This window comes from Mucilaginibacter oryzae, assembly GCF_003148845.1.
GTDB classification, from domain to species: Bacteria; Bacteroidota; Bacteroidia; order Sphingobacteriales; family Sphingobacteriaceae; genus Mucilaginibacter; species Mucilaginibacter oryzae.
Window position 1 is genome coordinate 546,643 of record NZ_QGHA01000003.1, and the last position, 18,469, is coordinate 565,111.

The 18,469-nt window shown below is 45.4% G+C and carries 12 protein-coding genes and 1 pseudogene; 6 read left to right on the forward strand and 7 right to left on the reverse strand.

Going from position 1 to position 18,469, the window contains the following annotated elements; translation table 11 throughout:
* Nucleotides 1-3: 3 nt before the first annotated feature.
* From LX99_RS11390 to mnmE, 3 genes are all read right to left on the reverse strand, one after another.
* On the reverse strand, nt 4-3,066 hold the full coding sequence (locus LX99_RS11390) for a SusC/RagA family TonB-linked outer membrane protein (protein ID WP_109607987.1): 3,063 nt from the start codon (nt 3,064-3,066) through the stop codon (nt 4-6).
* A 536-nt stretch (nt 3,067-3,602) separates the two neighbouring features.
* Entirely contained in the window at nt 3,603-7,745 is a 4,143-nt protein-coding gene (locus LX99_RS11400) for a hybrid sensor histidine kinase/response regulator transcription factor (RefSeq protein ID WP_109607989.1), read from the reverse strand.
* Between the two features lie 464 nt (nt 7,746-8,209).
* Nucleotides 8,210-9,577 carry a tRNA uridine-5-carboxymethylaminomethyl(34) synthesis GTPase MnmE gene (gene mnmE / locus LX99_RS11405; RefSeq protein ID WP_109607990.1) on the reverse strand — a complete coding sequence of 456 codons (1,368 nt, stop codon included), beginning with the start codon at nt 9,575-9,577 and terminating at the stop codon, nt 8,210-8,212.
* 200 nt (nt 9,578-9,777) lie between these two features.
* On the opposite strand from mnmE, the gene LX99_RS11410 reads away from it, so the two are divergent.
* Nucleotides 9,778-10,836, forward strand: a complete 1,059-nt coding sequence (locus LX99_RS11410) for a nucleoid-associated protein (RefSeq protein ID WP_109607991.1) — start codon at nt 9,778-9,780, stop codon at nt 10,834-10,836.
* Nucleotides 10,837-11,000: 164 nt separating this feature from the next.
* Nucleotides 11,001-11,210 (forward strand): hypothetical protein, encoded by a 210-nt coding sequence (locus LX99_RS25355; protein ID WP_022829953.1) that lies wholly within the window; start codon nt 11,001-11,003, stop codon nt 11,208-11,210.
* A gap of 16 nt (nt 11,211-11,226) precedes the next feature.
* Here the strand turns inward: LX99_RS25355 and LX99_RS11415 are convergent.
* Nucleotides 11,227-11,556 (reverse strand): annotated as a pseudogene (locus LX99_RS11415) (TIGR02757 family protein); the annotation flags it as partial.
* Between the two features lie 8 nt (nt 11,557-11,564).
* On the opposite strand from LX99_RS11415, the gene LX99_RS11420 reads away from it, so the two are divergent.
* Both LX99_RS11420 and LX99_RS11425 read left to right on the forward strand, forming a co-directional pair.
* A complete protein-coding gene (locus tag LX99_RS11420; protein WP_022829951.1) occupies nt 11,565-11,825 on the forward strand; it encodes a hypothetical protein in 261 nt (86 codons plus the stop codon).
* A 137-nt stretch (nt 11,826-11,962) separates the two neighbouring features.
* Nucleotides 11,963-12,259, forward strand: coding sequence for a hypothetical protein (locus tag LX99_RS11425; RefSeq protein WP_109607992.1), 297 nt, complete (start codon nt 11,963-11,965; stop codon nt 12,257-12,259).
* A gap of 37 nt (nt 12,260-12,296) precedes the next feature.
* Here the strand turns inward: LX99_RS11425 and LX99_RS11430 are convergent, their stop codons facing one another.
* The 3 genes from LX99_RS11430 to proS form a co-directional block, all read right to left on the reverse strand.
* Nucleotides 12,297-13,100 carry a TIGR02757 family protein gene (locus LX99_RS11430; protein WP_109607993.1) on the reverse strand — a complete coding sequence of 268 codons (804 nt, stop codon included), beginning with the start codon at nt 13,098-13,100 and terminating at the stop codon, nt 12,297-12,299.
* A 17-nt stretch (nt 13,101-13,117) separates the two neighbouring features.
* Nucleotides 13,118-14,269, reverse strand: a complete 1,152-nt coding sequence (locus tag LX99_RS11435; RefSeq protein WP_109607994.1) for a cystathionine gamma-synthase — start codon at nt 14,267-14,269, stop codon at nt 13,118-13,120.
* 138 nt (nt 14,270-14,407) lie between these two features.
* The gene (gene proS, locus LX99_RS11440; protein WP_109607995.1) at nt 14,408-15,880 is read right to left on the reverse strand and encodes a proline--tRNA ligase; all 1,473 of its coding nucleotides are present in this window, start codon (nt 15,878-15,880) and stop codon (nt 14,408-14,410) included.
* Nucleotides 15,881-15,984: 104 nt separating this feature from the next.
* On the opposite strand from proS, the gene LX99_RS11445 reads away from it, so the two are divergent.
* On the forward strand, nt 15,985-16,890 hold the full coding sequence (locus LX99_RS11445; RefSeq protein ID WP_109607996.1) for a hypothetical protein: 906 nt from the start codon (nt 15,985-15,987) through the stop codon (nt 16,888-16,890).
* A 27-nt stretch (nt 16,891-16,917) separates the two neighbouring features.
* Nucleotides 16,918-18,411 carry an OmpP1/FadL family transporter gene (locus tag LX99_RS11450; protein ID WP_109607997.1) on the forward strand — a complete coding sequence of 498 codons (1,494 nt, stop codon included), beginning with the start codon at nt 16,918-16,920 and terminating at the stop codon, nt 18,409-18,411.
* The last annotated feature ends 58 nt before the right edge of the window (nt 18,412-18,469 follow it).

Consider the following 18,469-nt stretch of genomic DNA (forward strand, 5'->3'; position numbering starts at 1 on the left):
ATGTTAAAATGTCAAATTCAATCCAAGTACATAGTTCGTGGTGGAAGGGGCGTTACTGCCAACTGTCAGGAATCGCCGCAGACTGTTAGACAGGGGCACCGCCGCGTTTTCATTACCATAAGAGTTTGGTTCAGGATCCATCCCTGACTCTTTGTGATAAGGAGAGAAAAATACAAATGGATTTTGCACCGTGAAATAAGTGCGCAGCCGCATGTTGGCGTGCTTAGATAGCAGCTTGCTGAAATCATAGCCAAGCGTCATTGTACGGATTTTGAGATAGGATGCATCAAAGTAACCGAGGGTACTACCATATTTAGGGTTATCGCCGCTCAGGATGCCGCCCGGTTTAGGATATTTTGCGCCCGTATTGTCTGGTGTCCAGTAATCTACCTGAACGTTGTTGTTACGGCCTGTCATCAAATTCAGATAGCCCCCGGAGCCGTACAGGCTGCTGATGAGCGTGCCGCCTTTCTTAAAGGCTCCTACAATGCTCAGATCAAAACCTTTGTATGCCACACGCGTATTAAAGCCGCCTTCAAATTTAGGGTCAACATCGATGATCTGACGATCTGCAGCCCCGATAGCCCTTGTTGGCTGACCGTTGGCGTCATAAGTGCCGGTATACAGCACTTTGATCATGCCCACGTTTCCGCCCGGTTCCAGTATGTTCAGGTAAGGGTCGCCGGATTGCCACAATCCTATTTTCTTATAATCGTATATGGCGTTTATGTTATGGCCAACAAACCAGGCGTTGCCCTCATCACGTGTCTGGCCTGAAGCAAGGGCCACAAGTTTATTCCTGTTTCCGTAGATATTAATGCCTAAATCCCAGGTAAACCCGTTTTTATTGATAAGCGTACCATTTAAACTTAACTCAAGCCCCTTGTTTTGGGTCCGCCCTACGTTTGCGGTGTAGCTTCCAACGCCCGCGGTAGGCGGCAACCCAACGCCCAGTAAAATATCGTTGGTATTGGTAACATAATATTCAACAGTACCTGATAAGCGATGTTTAAACAAAGAAAAGTCTATCCCATAGTTCCAGGTCTTGGAATATTCCCAGCCTAAAGACGGACTCGGGAGCTGGGTTACATAATAACCTGTAGCATAGTTGGTATCACCAAAATTATACTGGCGCGTGCCCAAAGTACCTAACGTTTGATAAGCATTTACTGCCTGGTTGGAGGTTTGTCCAAACCCTGCACGCAGTTTCAGGTTATCGATCACCGAAATGCCTTTCATGAAAGACTCGTTCATAACATTCCATCCGGCTGAAACCGCGGGATAAGTATGCCACTTATGCCCCGGAGCCAGGCGGGAAGAAGCATCCGAGCGCACTGTTGCCGACAAAAGGAAGCGATCGTCATAAGAATACATCACACGCCCCATGTACGACATCAGGCCGCTCTGGCTGTAGTTACCGTTGCCGATGGTGATTTCGCCGGTGGCCGCGCCCAGATTATAAAACTGGAAGGCATCAGCTGGGATATCTTTGGCCGACATGCTGGAAGAATTGTACCGGGTTTGTTCGCTGGAATAAAGGGCTACTACATTGATGTTATGTTTCTGGGCGAAGGTATGCTCGTAGGTCAGCAAATTTTCAACCGCCCAGTGATATTGCGCGGAGTTACTCACGCCGGCTGTTGAAGACGTAGTAGGCGTAGAACTGCCGATCCCCACCCCGGTATAGTTGCCGTTGTTGCTTTGCACATAGTCCAAACCAAGATTTACCCTGTATTTCAGGCCCTCCACCCACGGAATTTTCACCTCGCCATAAACGGAGTTGTAGGTGGCGTAATTTCTTGTTTCGTTAAGCCACTGGTTATGCAGGTTATTGATTATGCCCCTGGTTAAAACAAAAGTTTCGGATAGCGGGGTTTTAACGGTTCTTTTCAGGCTTCCGTCAGCATTATAGGGATTGGCAAGGGGCGACAGGCCCAAAACACTCCCTACGCTAACCTGGTTGCCTTCGGTAAGGTTATAGTTATTGTTGGTAGTGAAGCCCACTTTAAAGTATTTGCCCACATTCTGGTCAACAGAACCTCTCATGGAGTATCGGGTATATTGCTGCGTAGGAATAAGGCCCTGGTTTTTGTAATAACCACCGCCGAAATTATAGGTGCCTGTCTGGCTCCCGCCCGAAACGCCCACATCATTACTGAAAACCATACCGGTTCTGTAAAAAAGCTTCTGCCAGTCGGTATTAACGTTATCAGCTTCATCTATGGCGTTGGTATACAGGCCTGCAGCCTTACGTAGTTTTAAAAATTCGGTACCGTTCATCATCGGGTACCTGGCGAAAAGCTTTTGCTCGCCGTAATAGGAATTATAGGTAATTTTCGCGGCCCCTCCCATCTGGCCCCTGTTAGTGGTAATAAGTATAACCCCGTTTGCTCCCCTCGAGCCGTAAATGGCTGTCGCGGAAGCGTCTTTAAGAATATCGATGCTTTTAACGTCGTTAGGGTTAATATCTCCGAGAGAGCCGATAAAAGGAATGCCATCAAGTACAATCAAAGGATCATTGCTTGCAGTGAGCGAGCGTTGGCCCCTGATCAGGATCTGCATGGTTGCGCCTGGTTTGGTAGATGTTTGAGAAACCTCTACACCGGGTAACCTGCCTTGTATAGCCTGGCTGATATTTGGCGCTGGAATATCCCGGATGCGTTCGCCGCTGATTGACGCTACCGAACCTGTTACGGCTTCCCGCCTCTGGCTGCCATAGCCTATTACGATCACATCGTTCAGGTTGTTACTGTTTTGGCTAAGACGAATGGATAAACGGGTTTGCCCGTTTATCTGGATTTCCTGGTCGGCATAGCCGATAAAAGTTACAATAAGCGTCTTCTCGGTTGCAGGAACAGTTATGGTGAAATTGCCACCAACATCGCTTACCGATGTCGCTTTAGCTGTTTTCGCCCTTATGGTAGCACCAGGTAAAGGCAAACCTTTTTCATCCACTACCGTACCGGTTATCTTCCTGCCTTGTCCAAATGCTGTCAGGCTGCAAAGCAAAACCGCCAGCATCAGCAGGAATGGTTTCTTTTGAATAGTTTGTAATGATTTTTTCATAATTCAGGTTTAAAAAATTGAAGTTTTTATGCCATGGAGCGGTTAACTCATGTTAAGTATACAATGCTTTAGGTCGGGGCCTCTGATCAGGTTTTTCATTTTATAGGTTTGCTGAAATACAACGATAATTTTATTGTGCTCCGCTTCGCAATCGATTGCGAAATAGGGCGTGACATGACGCGGACCTTTAATCCGGACGATATCAAATAAATACAAGCTGTTTTTTAGTTTATAATTTGTGTATGGCGGCAGGAATGCCCTCATCACTAAGCCGAAGATCATCTCTTTAAGGTGTTTAAGGTAGGACAAATCGCCAAAATCATGAGAATTTTGTTCAATGCTGTTAAATTTTGCGGTATGTTACAGGTTCGCAGCCCGGCTGATAGCCATAGGAGCCTGACACCGCTTCATATAACCATGACCGGGCTTTAAAGCTTAACCAAAGCCTAACGAATTTCAATTACTAAAAAAATGCATCCTTACTGATAGGACCGATGTATTTCGATAGGCCATGATCAATCTTATTGCCAGGCACCTTAACTTACAAGCGTACCCTTGCTTTTTACGTGGTTCCTTTTGATGATCAAATACTCGGAAGGTAACATGCCAAAGCGTGCTTTAAAGATCCGCGAAAAATAACTGGGGGTACCAAAACCCGTGGTATAAGCTATTTGAGCTACATTATAATCACTGCTTTCCAGCAATTGGGCCGCTTTATCAAGTTTAACGTTGCGGATATACTCCACCGGGGTTTGCCCGGTTATTTCCAATACCTTGTAATAAAGCGAACCACGGCTCATTCCCACGTGGCGGCTCAGTTCCTCAACCGATAGCCCCGGCTCACTCAACTGCTCTTCTATATATTTCACAATCGCGTTCAGAAGCTTAACATCGGCTGATTCCGTTTCAACCTGTGAGCCAACCATCTGTATCTGCCGGGAATAGGTGTCTTTTAAATTTTTATTCAGGTCAAGAAGGTTATCGATCCTGGCTTGCAGAATCTGGAAGTTAAAAGGCTTGGTCAGATAATCGTTAGCGCCGGTTTTAAGGCCTTTTAACTGATCCTCTTCCCCGGTCATCGCTGTTAATAAGATTACCGGGGTATGGCAGGTACGTTTATCGGCTTTAATTTTTCTACTTAACTCAATGCCATCCATGTAAGGCATGTTGATATCACTGACAACCAGGTTAACATGGGCGCCGAGTGTTTTTTGCCAGCCTTCTTTACCGTTGGCGGCCTCAATAATATGATAGTATTGCTTCAGGTGATCCGACAAATAAGAGCGGAATTCGTCATTATCTTCTACCAGTAGTATGGTAGGCATCTGTGCCATGTTTTCGCCTCTAACCGGTTCGTCTGCAATGTGTTTATCTGCCTGGATGCAGTGGGACTCGTCGTGATCAGGTTCCACTATAACCGTGACAGGAATTTTAACTAAAAAGCTTGCACCCTGCCCGGCAACGCTTTTCGCCTGAATGGTGCCGCCATGAAGTTCTACAAACTCTTTGGTTATGGCGAGGCCTATACCTGTGCCCTGGTTAACTATGGCGCTGCTTTGGCGCGATTGATAAAAGCGTTCAAATATTTTTTCGATATCATCGGCCTGTATACCAATTCCGGTATCTGTAACTTTAAGCAGCAGGTACGCGTTCAACAACGATTCCTTTTCAATGCGGGTGCTGACTGAAATTACCCCGCCGGCGGGCGTGAATTTAAAAGCGTTAGACAACAAGTTGAAAATGATCCGTTCCAGTTTATCCGGATCAAAGTGTGCCCGCAACGCTTCCTGTTGTACATTAACCTCCAGGGTAACCTGCTTTTTTAAGGCAAGGTCCTTAAACGCTTCGCATGATTCGGTAATAAAAGACATAATCTCTCCCGGCGAAAGGCAGAGCTTCAACTTTTGTTCTTCCATTTTACGAAAATCAAGCAACTGGTTAACCAGGTTGAGTAACCTGCGACCGTTTCTGTTGATCATTTTCAGATCTTCGGTGTCATTTCCCGGAACAGATTTTTCAAGCAGCTTTTCAACCGGGGCCAGGATCAGTGATACCGGCGTGCGAAACTCATGGCTTAGATCTGTTAAGAACTTTATTTTCAGCAAGTCAAGTTCATGTAAGCGTTCGGCCTCCCGCCTTTCCTGCTCAATAAGCTGACTAACCTGAAGTTTCTCCTGCTCCTGCTCAAATTGCCTCCGTATCTTCCGGATACCACGCCTTCTTATAAAAAACAAAGCTGATCCTAAAATAAGCAGGTAAGCAATATAGGCGTAAACCGTCCGCCAGAAAGGAGGCAGTATCGTTATCCTGATTGTCGTTACCGGGTTATTCCATCGGTTTCCATCCTTACTGGCCATTACTTCAAAGTTGTAAGTACCCGGATCGATATTGGTATAACTGGCTGTCCTGATGCCCTTAACGTGATTCCAGCCTTTATCAAAATCCCTCAGCCGGTACGCGTACTGATTTTGATTAGGCGATGTATAATCCAGTGCGACGTAGCTGATGGCGAAATTTTGACCGTAGTTTAAAACAATGTCTTTTGCTGTACTGATGTGTTCGCGGATGGGTGATTCACTTCCCGGGTTAACCGCTGCGTTATCAACAGTCAGGCTACTGAGAATTACCCGCCCGGGCGGAGAAACAACCGGCAATCTTGACGGATTAAAAAAATTGAAGCCGTCCTGTCCTCCAAAAAATATATCGCCTTCCCGGGTTTTTATTCCAGCCCCCGGCAGGAAAGCCCCTTGCTGCACGCCGTTTTCACCGGTGAAATTGCGGAATACTTTTTTACGGGAATCAAAAGAACTGATACCGCGATCAGTACTTAGCCACAGGATACCATTATTATCTTGCAAAATGGTTTTTACAAAGCAATTAGCCAGGCCCTGGCTTTCGCCATAAGACACCGCTTTTTTTTGATTATTACCAAAGTAACTGATGCCCTGGTTAGTGCCGGCCCATACACTTCCCGTATTAGTAGCAAACAGGTTCATAACAATATCATCGGCCAGTGCCGAATTTTTTTTATTGTAATGTACCCAATTTTGGCGCTCTGTATCAAAAACGGCAATTCCGGTCCCCATCGAAGCGATCCACATACGCCCATCGCTATTCCTGACAATAGATGATATAAAGCCGTTGAGGGGTAAGTTCATTCCAGGGCCATCAGTTGCATTACGGCATGTGAGGTGTGAAAATGAATGTTTATTGCCGTCGTAAATATCTATTCCCCGCCCCAGCGTACCAACCCAGATCCTACCCCTTGTATCGGCATTTATACAGGTAATATCGTTGCTGTAAATACCACTACCGGCTTCGTTGGCTGTATATTGTGTATATTTACGGGTAGCCGGATCTATTCTGAAAAGACCGTTGTGATAAGTTCCCGCCCAAAGGTTTCCTTTTTTGTCTATATACAGTGATGTTACAGACAGCGCGCCTCCGGGTGGGCTCAACTTACTTTGTATGTTAAAGGAGTGCAAAAAACCGGTCTTTTTGTCTAATAAAGCGACACCAGCTTCCGTACCGATAAAAATATTGCCGTTGCTGCATTCCGCGAAAGCGGTTACAATTGGCGATTTCAAACCGAGGGGATCGAAAGGGTTACTTTTCTTCTGGTTGAAAAGAACAAGATGCGGGTCGTATTTCTCTATTCCCTCAGTAAAAGTTCCGATCCAGTAAATATCCCCCGAGTCAATAAATATACAACGTATGGAATTGCTTTTCAGGCTGGCGGCATTCCTCGGATCTGCTGTCAGTTGCCGGAAAATTCCTGATTGGGGATCGAATATATTGATACCACCTTCGGTACCAATCCAGATCTGACCGTTTCTGTTCACGCGCATCGTGAAAATCACATTATTGCCCAGGCTTTGCGGTGACTGATTTTTGTGGCGGTAGACCTCAAAGCTTTCATTATCCTTCCATTTGTTAAGCCCGTCATAGGTGCCAAACCACAGGTCGCCGCTGGTGTCTTCGATGATAGATTTAACTGTATTATTGCTTAGTGTGGACTTGTCCTGCTGATTATGAGAAAATCTTTTGAAGGCACCGGACGACCAATCATATCTGTACAAACCGTAATTGGTACCGATCCACATCCGGTGCCTGGTGTCTTCAAACAAAGAAAGGACTACAAAAGCACCCATATCCTTGTTATCCGGCTCCGGAATTTTCATGCGCGTAATTCTGCCGCTTTTTACATCAATCGTCCGGAGATCTTCATAAGTACCTACCCATAAATCACCCTTATGGTCCTGGCAAATGGCCCTGATTGATACGTCTGAAATTTCCCGCCAGGACCCGTCGCCCCTGAAACGTTTGAATTGATCAACCTTACGATCATAATAGGAAAGTCCTCCTCCGCTGGTACCAACCCAGATCCGCCCGGTATTATCTTCAAACATAGACAGCACTTCGTTGGATGGAATGCCATTACCGGATAAGCCATGCCTGTAAATCGTAAAATTGCTGCCATCAAATTTATTAAGCCCGTTTCCGGTCCCGAACCACATTAATCCAAACCTGTCTTTTACGATGGCATTGATGGTATTCGACGACAATCCTTCCTTAATTGTGATAGATGTGAAGTTTATATTCGCCTGCCCATAAGTTTGACGTGCGGCGAACAAAAAAATCAGGCATGCGAATACATAACACCTTTTACAATTAAGCATAATAAAAAATTTGATGAACAATACGTGCCGCGACCAATACCGGCTATCAGGTTATATTAATTGGTGTTGTTTTAACAAATATAATCAAGTTTAAGGTAGATATAATTATTATTTGTGCTGAAGGGGAAATTAGCGAATAATATGATTATACGAAAAGATAATGAAATCTTGTTTCTTTATTAGCCATGGCAAACCTACGCTCCTATATAGCGTATTTTCCTAAGCACCGGTAGCAGTTTGCCCGGACATTTAATAAGTATAAAGATTGTGTATATGATTAATCAGAGTTTGATCAGGCCGGGCACTATCATACTAAAATTACAAAATTCGCCGATTATTAATTGTAAATACAACAATAATTACAGGTGCAATTTAACTAGGTAAAAAATAGATTGTGCAAAACGCGTATCTTGTAAATGGCTACCGTTCACAGTAGTATTATCCCGAAACCCATCCCTATCTTCCTACTTGCCGATACAAAACTTACTGAATATATTTTCCAGCAAGTCATCCGTAGTAACCACCCCTACTATCTCACCAAGATAATGCAGCGCCTGCTTAATATCCATCGATAAAAAATCGGAAGTAATACTGCCGTCAATCCCGCCCAGCACCCTTACCAGGGCCTGTTCAGTTTTTTGCAGGGCTTCGAGGTGGCGGATGTTGGTTACCAGGGTTTCGTCGCCGCTCAATTGGTCTTTCACTGCCGATGAATAGATTTTGTGCTTCAATTCGTCAATATGGCGTTTCTGTTTGGCCGAAATGATGATCGCCCTGTCGGTATGGGGTAAAGCGGCTAATTGTTCGGGGTTAAGCAAGTCGGCTTTATTGGCAACTACCAGCATGGTTACACCCGGTTTTTGCAGGCTTTCAATATCCTTATTCAGATCCTCAATAGTTATTTCGGCGGCATCGAAAACGTAAACCAACAGGGCCGACTGGCTGATCTTTTCCATCGTGCGTTGCACCCCTATTTGCTCAATGGCATCGGTAGCTTCGCGGATGCCGGCAGTATCTATCAACCTAAAATTGATTCCCTGAATATTCAGTACCTCTTCAATGGTGTCCCTCGTTGTACCCGGAATATGGCTTACAATGGCCCGTTCCTCGTTCAACAGCGCGTTGAGCAGGGTGGATTTGCCGGCATTAGGCCGCCCGGCAATTACCGTATTCACGCCGTTTTTAATGGCGTTACCTAACTCGAACGACTGGATTAACCTGCCAACAATTTTGGTTATTTCGTGGATGAGGTTCTTCAGCTGGTCGCGGTTGGCAAATTCAACGTCCTCTTCTGCAAAATCAAGTTCCAGTTCAATCAGCGAGGCAAAGTTTACCAGTTGTTCCCTCAGGCCTTTTAGCTGGCTGCTGAAGCCGCCGCGCAGCTGTTGCAATGCTACCTGTTGTGATGCTTTGGAGTTTGAGGCGATCAAATCGGCCACGGCCTCGGCCTGGCTCAGGTCAAGCTGCCCGTTCAGGAAAGCCCTGAGCGTAAACTCGCCGGGTTTTGCAGATCGTGCCCCCTTTTTTATAAATAGCTTAATAATGCTTTCAATAATATAGCCCGAAGCATGGCAGGAAACCTCCACCACATTTTCGCGGGTGTACGATCGCGGACCGACAAACAAGGATACCAGCACCTCGTCCAAAATCAAATCGCCATCGGCAATATTGCCAAAGTGGATAGTGTGGGATGCCTGCCTGGTTAAATCCTTGCCCTTAAAAACACTATTGGCAATAGTGATGGCTTCAGGCCCCGAAAGGCGGATCACGGCTATGGCACCAACACCGTTTGGTGTGGCAAGGGCTACTATGGTATCAGTGTTATCAGTCATTTTTTAGTTGATAGTTCATGGTTCATAGATCATAGCCAAATACCATTCTCATTCGCCAATGTTCAAAGTTCGTTATTTTGCGGGTATTTCTTTGCAGGTTGGTCATAATACGAGCTGATATGACTGTCTTATTAAAAAGGCTTCCTGCTATGATCCACGAACCATCAACCATGAACTAAAAATACTACCTTCGCAGCACTATGGTAACTTTTTTTGAAGCTTCGCTCGAAACTATTTCGGTACATCACGTAGGCAATCAAACGCAGGAAGAAATGTACGCGCTTTCTGACCAGCCACTTGAACTGAAGGATGAGTTGATTCCCAATTTATTGATGCAATACTTTCTGAAACCCTTTGAGAAAGCTAATGAAGTTTACCACCTGATGCATAGCAGCGGCGATCTGGCTTTGAACGAGCTGCACCACTTTGCCTCACAGGTATTTGAGGATAACAGCAAATTTCACGAGGCATCGCAGCAGATAGCCCGCCACCTGTATAAAGTTACCAATCACCCTAATATTAAAGGGGGTGAATTGTACGTGGTTTATTTTAAACAGGTGCAAATTGAGGGCAACCCGCTGGATGTTATTGGTATCTTTAAATCAGAGAACAAGGAAACTTACCTTAAAGTATACCCGGACCAGGGCGGTTTCCAAGTGGATTATGAGCAGGACGCCATCAACATCAACAAGCTGGATAAAGGCGTGCTGATATTCAACATCGAAAAAGAGAACGGCTATAAAGTTGTTGTGGTTGATAAAACCAACGGCGGGCAGGAAGCAGCCCGTTACTGGAAAGATGAATTCCTGCAACTCAAAATCCGTAACGACAGCTTTAACCAAACCAGCAATACGCTCGGCATTTATAAAAACTTTGTGACCGAAAAGCTTGACGACGAGTTTGAAATGAGCAAGGCCGATAAAATTGACCTGCTTAACCGCTCGATGAAGTATTTTAAAGAGAAGGAAACTTTTGATATCGAAGAATTTTCGAACGAGGTGATTGGCAACGAGCAGGCCATCGAATCGTTCAAAAACTTCAAAAACCAATACGAGCAAGAGTTCGACAGCCCGATTGCCGATAATTTTATCATTTCTGAAAACGCTGTAAAAAAACAAGCCCGGGTTTACAAAAGCGTATTAAAGCTTGATAAAAACTTCCACATTTACATTCATGGCGATAAAGAACTGATTGAAAAGGGTTTTGACGATGGCCGGGCGATGAATTATTATAAGGTTTATTTTAAGGAAGAGGCGTAACTACGGAAAATAGCAGATAGTGAATAAACCTTTGTTTTAAGGTGATGTCATACCCTCAAAACAAAAATAAACTTAATCACATGTCTTACTTAAAACATCCCATTATCTGTTTTCTAATCCTGCTGATACTTTCAAGTTGTAGTGTAACACATTACGCCATTGGGATGAGTGAAAGCCAATTTAAAAACTCCGAAAAATACAATTTACAGTTAGTTGAAGAAACATCCCAACATACAGTTTACAGGCGAATAGCAACTCAGGATGCGCAAATGAAACCACTATCATACTACTATTATTACTTTAACAACGGAACATTGGTACGTACACAGCTTATCGAAGCACCAAAACCAGATGTTGTATTATTAAGCAAGTAATTTCAGACGCGTTTACTTAAAACTGCACGCCCCAACGCTCTTCAATACCCAACCCAAACAACGCAAAATCATATTTAACCGGATCGGCAGGGTCAAACTCCCGCAGCCGTTCAGTTAGTTCAACGGCGGTTTGCCAGTCGGTTTGTTTGCGGGTAATGAGGTTGAGTTTGCGCGATACCCTATCCACATGCAAATCGAGCGGGCAGATCAGATCGGTGGGCTTAATGCGGTTCCAGATACCGAAGTCTACGCCGTTATCGTCTTTACGCACCATCCAGCGCAGAAACATATTCAGGCGCTTACAGGTCGATTTTTGCGAAGGCGATGACACATGCTTTTTAGTTTTCGAACGAGGTGATTGGTAACGAGCAGGCCATCGAATCGTTCAAAAACTTTAAAAACCAATATGAACAGGAGTTCGACAGCCCGATTGCCGATAATTTTATTATTTCTGAAAACGCTGTAAAAAAACAGGCCCGGGTTTACAAAAGCGTATTAAAGCTTGATAAAAACTTCCACATTTACATTCATGGCGATAAAGAACTGATTGAAAAGGGTTTTGACGATGGCCGGGCGATGAATTATTATAAGGTTTATTTTAAGGAGGAGGGGTAACTAACCCATATTTCATAAGGCATAAAAAAACTATTCTTTCAGTATAACAGCACGTTATATTTTAAAAATATAGCCTGCTAAACCTTTACAGTTGTGATAAGTCGTAAAGTTAAATAATGTACCACTAACATATCACAATGAAAAGGCTATTCTTTATCATCATCCTTCTTTCCGTTATTACCGGTTGCGATGCCCTTAAAAAGAACTACGGCATTCCTTATTATCAGCTCGGCATGAGCGAACAAGATTTCACTTTGTCGCATAAAAACAACCTCACCATGATGGAGGCTGTCAAAGGCCAAACTGTTTACAGGCGGGTAACAAGTACTACTTCCTATACGTATTATTATTTTGAAAATAGCAAATTAGTAAGAATGCTACGAACAGATATTACAAACCCAAACCCTGTGGTAGTAGTTGCGCCAACCAAATAGTTTGCCAAGAATGTTGTTAAAACTAACAAATAAGGCGTCAAAACTGCACACCCCAACGCTCTTCAATCCCCAAACCAAACAAAGCAAAATCATATTTAACCGGATCGGCAGGGTCAAACTCCCGCAGCCTTTCGGTTAACTCAACGGCGGTTTGCCAGTCGGTTTGTTTGCGGGTGATGAGGTTAAGTTTGCGCGAGACCCTATCTACGTGCAAATCGAGCGGGCAGATCAGGTCGGCGGACTTAATGCGGTTCCAGATACCGAAGTCTACGCCGTTATCGTCTTTACGCACCATCCAGCGCAGAAACATATTCAGGCGCTTACAGGTTGATTTTTGCGAAGGCGATGACACATGCTTTTTAGTACGATGAGGAAAATCGGGCAGGGAAAAAAAGTAGGAACGGAAGCCCCCCAACCCCCTAAAGGGGGAGTAATCGCCATCGAAGCGTAAGAATGCATCTTCCAACGATTCATATTTTTCATAATGCTGCCTGAAAAAGGCTATAAAGTACAATGTATCTACATCATTAAAAGTGCGGTGCTTAAACTGAAGCATTTTTTTCAAATCAGGCTCTTCGTGATTAATGATGAAATCGTAAGGCGCGCCATCCATCAGGGCGATCAGTTCCTTACATTTTTTGATGATGGTAACCCGCTGACCCCAGGCCAGGGTAGCCGCCCAAAAACCCATAATCTCGATATCCTGCTTCCGGCTAAACAAATGCGGGATAACTATCGGGTCGTTCTCAATAAATTCGGGGCGGTTGTATTGCGCAACTTTAGCGTCGAGGAATCCCCCTACCCCCCTAAAGGGGGAACCATTAGCGTCTGTAAACTGCATCGGCAATTCCTCCCCCTTCAGGGGGTCGGGGGGCTCAATGCCTGTTTAATGTCCTCCAGCAAATCCTCAATATCCTCTACCCCTACGCTCAAACGCAGCAGGTTATCAACCACGCCAGCCTTTTCACGCTCGGCTTTGGGGATTGAGCCGTGGGTCATGCTTACCGGGTGGTTAATCAGCGATTCAACACCGCCTAATGATTCGGCCAATGAAAATACTTTAAATGATGATGCCACGCGAAAAGTCTCCTGCAAATCGGCATCTTTCAATACGATAGAGATCATACCGCCAAAATCGCGCATTTGCTTTTTAGCTATCTCATGGTTAGGATGATCGGTAAAGCCCGGCCAGTATATTTTCTCTACTTTAGGGTGATCTTTCAAAAACTCGGCTATCAGCCTGCAGTTTTCGCAATGAGCTTTCATGCGCAAATGCAGGGTTTTAATGCCACGCAACACCAGGAAACTATCCATCGGTCCAGGAGTAGCACCGCAGGCGTTGTAAATGAACCAAAGCCTTTTATAAAGCTCTTCGTCGTTCATCATCAAGGCTCCCATTACCACATCGCTGTGTCCACCAATGTATTTGGTTACTGAGTGCATGACGATATCAGCACCCAGATCGATAGGGTTTTGCAGGTATGGCGAGGCGAAGGTGTTATCCACCACAAAAAGCAGGTTCTTTTCTTTGGTGATCTTACCAATAGCTTCTATATCAACAATGCGCATGGTTGGGTTGGTAGGCGTTTCTATCCAAACCAGTTTGGTTTTATCGTTAATATGAGCTCGAACATTTTCCGGATCAGAGAGATCCAAAAAATGGAACTTAACACCATAGTTAGCAAAGATTTTGGTAAAAATGCGGTATGAACCACCGTACAGGTCGTTACCGGTTATCACCTCATCGCCGGGCGAAAGCAGTTTCATTACCGCGTCGGTAGCGCCCATCCCGCTCGAAAAAGCCAAACCGAATCTGGCATTTTCCAGAGCTGCAAGGCAATCTTCCAAAGCCTTGCGGGTTGGGTTGGTGCCGCGAGAGTACTCATAACCTTTGTTATCTCCCGGCGATTTTTGCCAGTAGGTTGATGTCTGGTATATCGGCGTCATGATAGCGCCGGTAGTTGGATCGGGCTCCTGCCCTGCGTGTATTGCTTTAGTTGCGAATTTCATATGCCCCCCAGCCCCCTAAAGGGGGAGTTTGGAATGTGTTTCATCCCCTAAAATGAAACCTGTTTGTATTTAATCCTTAGGGAAGGATATTCAAATAAGCCATCTCCGCCTAAACTCCCCCTTCAGGGGGCCGGGGGGCTAATACGCCCGTGCAAACAGTACCCGCTGTGTCGACGGCTTACCCGTTAAGATACATTTGCCCTCTTCCTGTTTATTATTTAACGGGATACAACGGATTGTCGCCTTAGTTTCCTCTTTTATTTTTTGTTCGGTTTCTGATGTGCCGTCCCAATGTGCTGATATAAAGCCAGGCTGCTCGTCCAACATGCGTTTAAACTCATCCCAGGTATCAACCTCGGTAGTATTCGCTGCACGGAAATCGAACGCTTTTTTGTAGATATTTTGTTGGATCTCTTCCAACAACGCTTCAATTGTACCGGCAAGGCCTTCCTGAGCAACAGTTTCTTTGGTTTTAGTATCGCGACGGGCCAGCTCAACAGTACCGTTCTGCATATCACGGCTACCAATGGCAACGCGTACCGGAACACCTTTCAGCTCATACTCGGCAAATTTAGCTCCCGGGCGGTGGGTATCGCGGTTATCAAATTTTACCGAAATGCCTTTAGCTTTGAGTTCTTTGCTTAGCTCTTTTACATATGCCGAGATATTATCCAGCTCTTCCTGATGTTTATAAATCGGTACAACAACCACCTGTATAGGCGCCAGTTTTGGCGGCAATACCAAACCTGCGTCATCACTATGCGCCATAATCAGGGCACCAATTAAACGGGTAGATACGCCCCACGAGGTAGCCCAAACGTAATCGAGCTTATTTTCTTTATTGGTGAACTTTACATCAAAAGCTTTGGCAAAATTCTGGCCTAAAAAGTGCGAAGTACCGGCCTGCAGCGCTTTGCCATCCTGCATTAATGCCTCAATGCAATAAGTATCCAAAGCGCCCGCAAAACGCTCGTTAGCGGTTTTACGGCCTTTTACTACCGGCAACGCCATCCAGTTTTCGGCAAAATCGGCATATACATCCAGCATTTGCTCGGTTTCGGCTATGGCTTCTTCGGCGGTAGCGTGGGCGGTGTGGCCTTCCTGCCATAAAAATTCGCTGGTGCGTAAAAATAAACGTGTACGCATTTCCCAGCGCATTACGTTGGCCCATTGGTTAACCAATATCGGCAGGTCGCGGTATGATTGGATCCAGCCTTTATAGGTGTTCCAGATAATGGTTTCGGACGTAGGGCGGATAATCAGTTCTTCTTCCAGCTTGGCTTCCTCATCAACAATAATATTGCCTTCGCCATCATTTTTAAGGCGATAGTGGGTAACTACAGCGCACTCTTTGGCAAAACCATCAACGTGGCTGGCCTCTTTACTAAAAAAAGATTTGGGTATTAAAAGCGGGAAATAAGCATTGCTATGCCCTGTATCTTTAAACATTCCGTCAAGCACTGCCTGGATCTTTTCCCATATCGAATATCCGTAGGGTTTAATGATCATGCAACCTCTAACCGGCGAATATTCGGCCATGTCAGATTTAATTACCAAATCGTTAAACCATTGCGAATAATCTTCGTCTTTACTGATAACACCTTTGCTCATATTGTTTGGATAGAATTAACACCTATATAATTAGTTGTATATTGCTGCCAAATTTATAAATTTAAAACTTATTTGAACTTGAACTTTTTACTTACCTGCTTATTATGAAACGGTATATCGCAATTGGAATAATCACTATCGGTGCCATGGCGCTGAGTTCCTGCTCCACAAGCAAGCTTGCATCAAACCAAAGTAACGACAATGTTTACTTTTCTGACGCGAAGGCGGCAGATGCACCTGTTTACGCCCAGCAGCCCGCATATAACCAAACGCCTGTTGCCGCGGATGGCTACAGCGATGACGACGATGATTATTTTTATTACGATGATTACACATCGCGCATAAACCGTTTCAGCTATTACTCACCTTTTGGCTATTACGATGATCTGTATTACGGCTATAATACTTACCCGTACTACGGCTATGGTTACGGCAGCCCTTATGGTTATGGCTACTATGGCGGTACCTGGGGACTTGGCTATGGCGGCTGGGGTTTAGGCCTGGGTTACGGCTATGGTTTAGGCTGGGGCGGATATTATAACGGCTGGGGATACGGTGGTTATGGCGGCTATTATGGTGGCGGCTATGGCTACGGTGGTTACTATGGCGGAGGCTATTACGCGGGTGGTTACGCGTCGTCGGGCACACCGCGCCCTAACCGCGGTACAGGTAACCCGTTTGCAAACCGCGTGGTTCCGCGCACGGCAACCAATACCATTTCATCAGGCATAGGTTATATACCCGGCGGCAGGAACAACACCCGGGGTAACAATGCATCTAACGCTTACAATAACGGTGTTAGTAATGACAACACCGGTACCCGCTACGCGCGCCCGGCCCGTACCGATGCTGCGCCAAGCCGCGATAACCAGCCTGTTTACAGGCAACCCCAGGTTGATCGTTCGCCGCAGCCATCTTATACACCATCACCGTCATCAAGCTCCGGCGGCGGTTCGCGCAGTACAGGCAGCAGCAGCGGCGGCGGTGGCGGACGCCCTTCAAGACCATAAACCTAAATTTGTATTTACCTGAATTTTATGAAAATAAAATATTTACTAAGCGTAATTGCTATAGTAGCAATTACTCAAAATAGCTTTGCGCAATACTCGCAGGATGCCATCAGGTTTTCTACCTATCAAACCGGTTCTACCGCACGTATAAAAGCCGTTGGTAACGCGGGTACGGCTATAGGCGGCGACCTGAGTTCGGTAAGCGGCAACCCGGCAGGTTTGGGCTTCTTCACCCACTCCGAGGCGAGCCTTACCCCCGAGTTTGATAACTCAAAAATTAACTCAAGCTTTTTTGGCCAGGCCGGCACTGCCAGCCGCAATGATGTGAATATGAGCCACGCGGCTATCGTATTTTATCAGCAGTTAAGTACCCCGCGTGGCCGCGATAAGGGCAAAGGGTGGCTAAGCCTTAACTACGGCGCGGGTTATAGCCGCACCAACAACTATTACGAAAATATTAGCTATGGCGGCCAAAACGCTACCAGTTCCATATCTGATTACTATGCGGGTATAGCCAAACGCGAGGTTGCCCAATATGGCAGCGTAAACCCCGACGGACTTGACGGCTGGGCTTACGATCATGTGCTGATTGACAATTTTGGCCCGGCAAACAATCCCAACTCCTATCAAAGCACTGTAAATGTGCCCGTAACGCAATTAGCGGGCATTAACCGCACAGGTGGCCAATCGGAGTTTAACTTATCTATGGGTGCCAACTACAGCAATAAATTATACTTAGGCTTAGGTTTGGCCATTACCGATCTGAGATACGACTCTTATTCCCGTTTTACAGAAAGCGGAAATGCTAACGTTATTGAAAACGGTCCGTCATCGCCATTCACGTCTACATTCGCGCAAACGCAAACTACACGCGGTTCGGGCTTTAACGCCAAACTGGGCTTAATTTACAAACCGGTGCAGGCCTTACGTTTGGGTTTTGTATTCACCACCCCTACCTTTTATAACATCGACGATTCGTATACCGAATCACTGGCTACCAGGTACACCGGCGCGGCGAGTTACGAAAACCATCCCGCCAACCCTTACCAGTTAAGTTATAACCTGCGCACACCACTCAAGGTTGCGGGTGGCGCTTCGGTATTTATTGGCAAATACGGCTTTATAACCGGCGATGTGGAATATATTGATTATACCACCACCCACCTAAGCAGTAATGACAGTTATACTGCCGATGAGGATAACGCCACCATCAAATCGCTATACCGCTCAACCGTAAACCTGCACGTAGGTGCCGAAATTAATGTAAACAGTATTGTTTACCTGCGCGGCGGCTACAGCCAGCAAGGCAACCCGTTTAAAGACCGCAGCATTGGCCAGGATACCAAAACAGTAACCGGGGGTATTGGCCTGCGCTTTGGCAGTTACTTTGTTGATGCCACTTACGCTCATGTAAACGCTAAACAAACTATTTTCCCTTACGAGGTTGGTGCTACAAGCCCCGGTGCCAATCTGAATAAAAACAACAATAATGGTTTCCTTACTTTAGGTTACCGCTTTTAACAGTTGATATTTTTCATTACGCTGATTGCGTTAAGTTTTTCAAACAGCCTTTTTGCTT

What these genes read in the sequence shown, in the direction of transcription:
- proS (WP_109607995.1), bottom strand. Translation starts at nt 15,880, where the DNA reads ATGAGCAAAGGTGTTATCAGTAAAGACGAAGATTATTCGCAATGGTTT.
- LX99_RS11430 (WP_109607993.1), bottom strand. Translation starts at nt 13,100, where the DNA reads ATGCAGTTTACAGACGCTAATGGTTCCCCCTTTAGGGGGGTAGGGGGA.
- LX99_RS25355 (WP_022829953.1), top strand. Translation starts at nt 11,001, where the DNA reads ATGAGTGAAAGCCAATTTAAAAACTCCGAAAAATACAATTTACAGTTA.
- LX99_RS11410 (WP_109607991.1), top strand. Translation starts at nt 9,778, where the DNA reads ATGGTAACTTTTTTTGAAGCTTCGCTCGAAACTATTTCGGTACATCAC.
- LX99_RS11400 (WP_109607989.1), bottom strand. Translation starts at nt 7,745, where the DNA reads ATGCTTAATTGTAAAAGGTGTTATGTATTCGCATGCCTGATTTTTTTG.
- mnmE (WP_109607990.1), bottom strand. Translation starts at nt 9,577, where the DNA reads ATGACTGATAACACTGATACCATAGTAGCCCTTGCCACACCAAACGGT.
- LX99_RS11425 (WP_109607992.1), top strand. Translation starts at nt 11,963, where the DNA reads ATGAAAAGGCTATTCTTTATCATCATCCTTCTTTCCGTTATTACCGGT.
- LX99_RS11450 (WP_109607997.1), top strand. Translation starts at nt 16,918, where the DNA reads ATGAAAATAAAATATTTACTAAGCGTAATTGCTATAGTAGCAATTACT.
- LX99_RS11390 (WP_109607987.1), bottom strand. Translation starts at nt 3,066, where the DNA reads ATGAAAAAATCATTACAAACTATTCAAAAGAAACCATTCCTGCTGATG.
- LX99_RS11445 (WP_109607996.1), top strand. Translation starts at nt 15,985, where the DNA reads ATGAAACGGTATATCGCAATTGGAATAATCACTATCGGTGCCATGGCG.
- LX99_RS11435 (WP_109607994.1), bottom strand. Translation starts at nt 14,269, where the DNA reads ATGAAATTCGCAACTAAAGCAATACACGCAGGGCAGGAGCCCGATCCA.